The organism is Idiomarina tyrosinivorans (genome assembly GCF_003987475.1).
Lineage (GTDB): Bacteria > Pseudomonadota > Gammaproteobacteria > Enterobacterales > Alteromonadaceae > Idiomarina > Idiomarina tyrosinivorans.
This window is the reverse complement of record NZ_PIQH01000013.1, coordinates 45,876-52,541: the sequence shown is the minus strand read 5'-3', so window position 1 is coordinate 52,541 and position 6,666 is coordinate 45,876. Positions and strand designations below refer to the sequence as shown.

The following is a 6,666-nucleotide window of genomic DNA, read 5'->3' as shown; positions in this document are numbered from 1 at the left end:
GCTGTTTTTAGCGGCTTCGTTGCCTGCCTCAAACGTGGGGCGCATTTTAGAGATTTAACTTGTCCCGTCAAGCGCTTTTTCAGAGATTTCTTTGCTTTTTTTGTCGTTCGCTGGGTTTTTCGTCAATTGTTAATGAAAGCAACAAAAAACACCCGCCAAATGGCGGGTGTCGGATTTTTAAAAATACCCTTAGGTATTAATTTTTGGTGTTTTTAGGGCCGCCTTTGCCGCCTTTACCACGACCATTACCACCAGTTGTTCCACCAGTAGAAACGGTAGGGCAACCATTCGAGGTTAACTCGTCAACTGCCGCTTTTGCTTGAACCAGACCAAAACCATAAGCATTGTCACGTCCAGCAGTGCCTAAGTCTTCTGCAGTCATATCCAATACCTGACGGATTTGTGGCGCTGTACATTCTGGGAATTGGCTCCAAACTAATGCCGCGACACCCACAACATGCGGTGTAGCCATAGAGGTACCATCAAAATATGCCCAGTCACTGGCTTCCACAGACACACTCGCAGTTTGTCCCAATAGGTTCAACAATTGCGCACCCGCAGTATCGCTAACACCCACCGAAGGGATTGACGTGACTGTAGTACCCAGCGTGCCCGAAAGAGGACCTGCTTCGTTATTGTAAATGATGGCAGCAACACCACCACCAGCTTCACAGGCCTGTACCTTCTCAGCAAAACTAATTGTGCCACGCTGAATTAAGCACACATCACCTTGAGCATTGGCACATGGCGCGTCGCCAATACCGCAATCGCTCAATAGACCGGTTGCACTACTCTGTGGTGAGCCTTCCATTGCCAACGTGTCGAAATCGGTGCCGGCAACGTTTGCAGAGGACGTTTGCCCAGTACCACGAGGAACCGTAGACAATACCGCTACACCCGGGCCAGATAACTCAACTTGGCTGGTTTGCTGTGAAAAGCTAGCGACTTGCTTGTTGCTATCGATAGCGGCAACTGAAACTACGCTATCGTAAGAGGCAGGGTATGAATCACGGGTGTTGCCGTCGTTACCCGCAGCAGCAATGCTCAAAATGCCGTTGGTATATAATGAGGCAAACGCTTGATCTTCCGTACGGCTAGCACGTGTTCCGCCTAAGCTCATGTTGATCACGTTCGCACCTGCGTTCTCACATTCTGATGCAGCCGCAACAAGCGATGATGAGTAGCCCCAACCATCCGCATTGAAGACTTTTACAATGTGCAAGTTAATGGTGCCGTTCGGCATTACACCGACTACACCAGATCCATTCGCTAGTGCAGAAATCGTTCCCGCAACGTGAGTACCGTGGTGATTGAAATCTTCGTACCAGTTGCCTGTACCACTATCAAATGAACCAGTGACAGTTGCGGAAGGCAAGTCTGGATGGCCTAGATCGATGCCCGAATCGATAATACAAACGGTACGGTTACCCGCAGCCGCGTCACTGACTAAGTCAGCTTGGACTTGCTCAATACCGTAAGGCTTGTTCGGCTCGAACTCATTAGTCGATAGCAACTTACGCTTAACGTCTTCTTCTACGTAAAGCACGTTTGGATTATTGCGTAATCCGTTCAACGCAGCTTCGGGAACCGAAATTGCCATTGCATCAAAACGTGATAAGTCCACTTTTAGATGACCACCCGCCGCTTTGACCGTTTTTTCCACAGCCGCTTTTGCACCAGGTTGGAATTTAACGATAACACGCTGTTGATCCGCTTTAGCAAACGCAGACGCGCTCATTCCCGCAGCAACAAGTGCCGCGCCAACTAAAAGATGGCTCTTTAACTTTTTAGATAACATAGATAATTAACCCTGTTTGTTTTATTGGTTTTTTCCTTCAGGGCCAACACAACATGAGCAAGGGAGATTGCTCGGAGGCGAAGTTAGTATGACATCAAATGACGTAAATGTAACAAATTGTTACATAGCTTTACTGAATAATTACATAGCGTTGCTGCATAAGTGGCGTTGAAGTTGGACTTTAAGCGCTAAAATTCTACAATGCGCCTCGGATTAACGAGGGAGTACTCATGACCTATAAAACGATCGACCCAAGCACTTACGAACAGCAGTTAGCGCAAAAGGTGCAACGGTTAACAGCAAAGCTTGCCGCATTTGATGCGCCAGCACTTGAGGTATTCCCCTCTCCGCAAACGCACTATCGTATGCGCGCAGAATTTCGCGTCTGGCATGAAGGTGATGACCTTTACTACATCATGTTTAATCCGGAAACGCGCGAAAAAATCCGGATGGATGAGTTTGTTCCGGGCTCTCGCTTAATTAACCAGCTAATGCAACAGTTAATAGAACGCCTGAAACCCAACGATATTCTCCGTCGCAAACTATTTCAGGTCGATTTCCTCACCACCAGCACCCAACAAGCGGTTATTTCATTGTTGTACCACCGGCCGTTAGATGACCAGTGGCAACAGCATGCTGAGCAACTTCGTTCGCAATTAGAGGATGCTTGTGAACTCGAATGCTTGCACATTATCGGCAGGGCGAGAAAGCAGAAGCGAGTGCTGGAAAGTGACACAGTTACCGATAAAGTAAACGTTGCAGGACGTGACTATTGGTTGCGCCAAACCGAGAACAGTTTTACTCAACCAAACCATGCCATTAATGAAGCGATGCTAGCTTGGGCTGACAAGCACACCCAATCTAGCGACGGCGATCTGCTCGAGCTTTATTGCGGTAATGGTAACTTCACCATTCCCCTTGCGCGCAATTTTACCAAAGTGCTAGCCACAGAAATCAGCAAATCTTCCGTTGCAGCCGCTCGCGAGAATGCGGCGCTCAATAAGGTCGACAATGTGACTGTGGTAAGAATGTCGGCGGAAGATTTTACCGCAGCGTTGAAGGGGGAGAAAACCTCGCAGCGGATCGCCGAAGCACAACTCGAGCAATTCTCTTGCCGCACGGTGTTAGTGGACCCACCGCGAGCAGGTTTAGACGAGCAAACACTGGCACTAGTGGCTAACTACGACACGATTCTCTATATCTCGTGTAATCCTGATACGCTCAGCGCGAACTTAGCGACGTTGTGCGAGAGTCATGACGTGGCTGCGGCAGCATTATTTGATCAGTTCCCGTACACTGAACACATGGAATCGGGGGTATTACTCCGACGGCGCAGCAGTTGACGTGTGTTGCGCCCTTAACCGTAAAGACCAGCGCAAGTTTACCCAGTGGGCGTAAATGATCATTCCCGCGCCAAGCAAGATAATAACCGGTTCACCCCAAGGGCCGAAAATATCTCGATTAGAATAAATCACGGCGCCGCCTAACAAAAGCAGCATTAGCCACCATTTTTTGTGCTTCCGAGCGCCCATGAAAAGCGCTAGTAAGCCAATCGCGATGCTGAAAGAAAGCACCGTATTTTCCAACAGATCTTCGCCAATAAATGATAAGCCGATAACGGAGAGTAGCGGTAAAATCAGCGGTAACAATAGGCAATGGATAGCACAGACAGTGGTCACCCACATGCCGGTTTTATCCAATTTACTTTGCGCCAACTGCTGTTCCATAACCCACCTTGCCGAAACCCTTTATGTAATATTATAACATACTTAGGTTTTCAGCAAGGGGATCATTCTAAGCAGATGCAGTAGTGAACGCTAAAACCTCTTCAATATGCTCAGCGCCGGTGGCGATCATTAATAACCTATCGAATCCCAGCGCCACTCCAGCACATGAGGGTAAACCATGTTCCAGGGCCGCCAACAAATACTCGTCAGCGGCCTTAGGCGGTTGTCCATGCTGCTGACGTAAACGGTTATCTTCCGCAAAGCGTTGCCGCTGTTCTTCCACGTCGGTCAATTCAAAGTAGCCGTTCGCTAACTCCACACCACGATAGTAAAATTCAAAACGGTGTGCAGTTCTGGGATCATCTGCAGCTATCTTTGCCAGTGCAGCTTGGGCTTTAGGAAAGTGTGTAATGCAGACCGGTTGGTGCGGCGCAAAAGCGGATTCCACCCATTCATAAAAGGCGACCTGCAACACCGTGCTATCGTCTTCGTTAGCAATCCAGTCACGGTATTTCGGGTCGTTGGTTAAATCGCGCCTTAGTGCGCTAATCCCTGAGTCAGTTAATGGATCATGCCCGGTGGCGTCGATAAATGCCTGTTGATAGCTCAGGTATTTAGCCGCAGGGGCATCACAGGTAAGCTGCAATAAGGCTTCCACTTCTTGCGCTAATTGCCGATCGTCGAAGCCAACCCGGTACCACTCTAAAAGCATAAATTCCGGATTGTGATAACGGCCGACTTCATCGTCTCGGACCACATGTGAAAGCTGATAGATAGACTGTTGGTAGGCTGCCAAAATACGCTTCATGGCGTACTCTGGAGAAGTCTGTAGCTGTAACTGTTGATGCCCTGCAGGAAAGCGATGGGCAAAACGGCTGGTTAAATTTTCTAGGTGCCGATCAGTCACCCCAAAGCGACACAGCAGTGGCGTATCCACCTCGGTTACGCCACGCTCGGCAAAGAAGCCCCGGATTTGCTGCAACAATTTGGCCCGTTGTTGTAACAACGCCCAACTTGCTGACGGTTGCCAGGGCAACTGCGCCATAATTACTTATTCGCTCGAGAGACGTACTCAGCCGAACGGGTATCGACTTTAATCACTTCGCCGATTTGGATAAATAGTGGTACGCGAACCACCGCACCAGTGCTCAGCGTTGCTGGTTTCCCGCCCGTTCCGGCAGTATCACCTTTCAACCCTGGGTCGGTTTCGGTCACTTCTAACTCGACGAAATTCGGTGGTGTCACCGCAATGGGGTTGCCGTCCCAAATGGTGAGCGTACACACGTCCTGCTCCACCAACCATTTGGCTGAATCGCCAACTGCTTTAGCATCGGCAGCAACTTGCTCAAAAGTATCGTTGTTCATGAAATGCCAGAATTCACCATCGTTGTACAAATAGGCTAATTCGACGTCAACAACATCTGCCCCTTCAACGCTTTCGTTAGACTTGAAGGTTTTCTCAACCACTTTACCGCTGATCAACTTACGGATTTTCACCCGGTTAAACGCCTGGCCTTTGCCCGGTTTAACCACTTCGTTTTCAACGATGTTGCATGGCTCGCCATCTTGCATAATTTTCAGGCCAGCTTTGAACTCGTTAGTGCTGTAATTTGCCATCTCTATTCCCTTTATTTATCCCTGATGGATTGTCGCCAATAATAAAACAAATGATCGACGATTTCAGTTAAAATAATGCTTTTAGTGAATTCTACTGGGGTCATTGTGACGCAACAAGCGACAACCACAACAGTATCTGTGCGAGCGCTTTGGCAGCAACAGCTTGCCGAAGCCTACCGCGATCCTGAGGCGCTCCTGCACGCACTTAAGCTTGATCCTTCGGCATTCAAACAACACAGCAAAGCACGTCAGTTGTTTCCGCTGATGGTTCCCAAGCCCTTTGTTGCGCAAATGCGCCCGGGGGATCCAAACGATCCGTTGTTGCGCCAAGTGTTGCCGCTAAGTGACGAATTCCATAGCCCCGCTGGTTATTCGGCTGACCCGTTAGGGGAACAACAATCGCCGATACCAGGCATGCTGCATAAGTATCGGTCACGGCTATTGTTAATCGTTAAGGGTGGCTGTGCGGTAAACTGCCGCTACTGTTTTCGGCGCCACTTTCCGTACGCAGAACAACGGCTAGACAATGCCACCCTTCAACAGGTGTGCGAATACATTGCGCAACACCCAGATATCAACGAAGTGATTTTAAGCGGCGGCGACCCGCTGATGGCCAACGATCGCCAGCTCGATAACTTACTCGATCGCTTAGAACAACTCCCGCAGCTACGCCGGCTGCGAATTCACTCGCGGCTTCCCGTCGTTATCCCCGCACGACTAACCGATACCTTGCGACAACGCTTAAACGCCTCTCGTTTGCAAACTATTTTGGTGTTACATGCTAACCATGCCAATGAAATCTCAGCAGAGCTAACCACAGCGCTCAAGCAATGGCACCAAAGCGGCATTCATTTACTGAACCAAAGTGTGCTGTTGCGCGGAGTTAACGATAGCGCCGAGGTACTGAGCCAGCTCTCTGAAGCATTGTTTGCTGCCGACGTGATACCCTATTATTTACATCAGTTGGATAAGGTAGATGGCGCCAGCCACTTCGCGGTCAGCGACGAACGCGCGCGACAATTGTGGCAACAAATGTTAGCGCAATTGCCGGGCTTTCTGGTGCCCAAGCTGGTGCGCGAAATACACGGCGAAGCCAGCAAGACCCCGATCATGCCGAATTTAGAAGACTCAGGAGTATAGAATGAACGAAGCCCAACAACGCGTCGACGAACAGTTGCAAAACCATCTCCAAACCCTTTATCGGCAAGTGATCGATGCCGACAAATACCTTGATGATTTGCGCAAAGAGGGAAAGGCCAAGTTCCAATCCGTGTTTGCCGACGAAACCCTGTTCGAGACCAAAGGCAATAAGCTTCAGCCCTACTTACAAGAGGTCACCGCAGACGTCGAAAAGTGGCGCGAGCAACAAGACGACGAAGCGCTTGAGAGCATTGTTAAAAAGCTACAACTGCTCACTGAAACCGTCGCCCGCTTAAAACACGTGCGCCAAGCGGGATAATTCGCAGCGCCAACCAAATATAAAAAAAGGAGCCCGCAGGCTCCTTTTTTAGTGACGTGGGAACG

General features: G+C 49.4%; 8 protein-coding genes. 4 read left to right on the top strand and 4 right to left on the bottom strand.

Features of this window, described 5'->3' with window-relative positions:
* The coding region (locus tag CWI84_RS11775) for a hypothetical protein (RefSeq protein WP_206750173.1) at positions 1–216 on the top strand (216 nt) is incomplete at its 5' end.
* Here the strand turns inward: CWI84_RS11775 and CWI84_RS11520 are convergent.
* A complete protein-coding gene (locus CWI84_RS11520; protein ID WP_126842740.1) occupies positions 197–1,798 on the bottom strand; it encodes a S8 family serine peptidase in 1,602 nt (533 codons plus the stop codon). The genes CWI84_RS11775 and CWI84_RS11520 overlap by 20 nt on opposite strands.
* A 230-nt stretch (positions 1,799–2,028) precedes the next feature.
* Here CWI84_RS11520 and trmA point away from each other — a divergent pair, with 230 nt between their 5' ends.
* Positions 2,029–3,141 carry a tRNA (uridine(54)-C5)-methyltransferase TrmA gene (trmA, locus tag CWI84_RS11515; RefSeq protein WP_126842739.1) on the top strand — a complete coding sequence of 371 codons (1,113 nt, stop codon included), beginning with the start codon at positions 2,029–2,031 and terminating at the stop codon, positions 3,139–3,141.
* Here the strand turns inward: trmA and CWI84_RS11510 are convergent.
* From CWI84_RS11510 to efp, 3 genes are all read right to left on the bottom strand, one after another.
* Positions 3,118–3,525: a MerC domain-containing protein gene (locus CWI84_RS11510; protein WP_126842738.1), complete on the bottom strand. Its 408-nt coding sequence runs from the start codon at positions 3,523–3,525 to the stop codon at positions 3,118–3,120. The two genes, trmA and CWI84_RS11510, sit on opposite strands and share 24 nt — an antisense overlap.
* Positions 3,526–3,592: 67 nt before the next feature.
* Positions 3,593–4,570, bottom strand: a complete 978-nt coding sequence (gene epmA, locus CWI84_RS11505) for an EF-P lysine aminoacylase EpmA (RefSeq protein WP_126842737.1) — start codon at positions 4,568–4,570, stop codon at positions 3,593–3,595.
* 2 nt (positions 4,571–4,572) lie between these two features.
* Positions 4,573–5,142, bottom strand: a complete 570-nt coding sequence (gene efp, locus CWI84_RS11500) for an elongation factor P (RefSeq protein WP_126842736.1) — start codon at positions 5,140–5,142, stop codon at positions 4,573–4,575.
* Positions 5,143–5,217: 75 nt separating this feature from the next.
* Between efp and epmB the strand changes: the two genes are divergently transcribed.
* The gene (gene epmB / locus CWI84_RS11495; protein ID WP_126842735.1) at positions 5,218–6,282 is read left to right on the top strand and encodes an EF-P beta-lysylation protein EpmB; all 1,065 of its coding nucleotides are present in this window, start codon (positions 5,218–5,220) and stop codon (positions 6,280–6,282) included.
* A gap of 1 nt (position 6,283) precedes the next feature.
* A complete protein-coding gene (gene priC, locus CWI84_RS11490; RefSeq protein ID WP_126842734.1) occupies positions 6,284–6,601 on the top strand; it encodes a primosomal replication protein PriC in 318 nt (105 codons plus the stop codon).
* Positions 6,602–6,666: the final 65 nt, after the last annotated feature.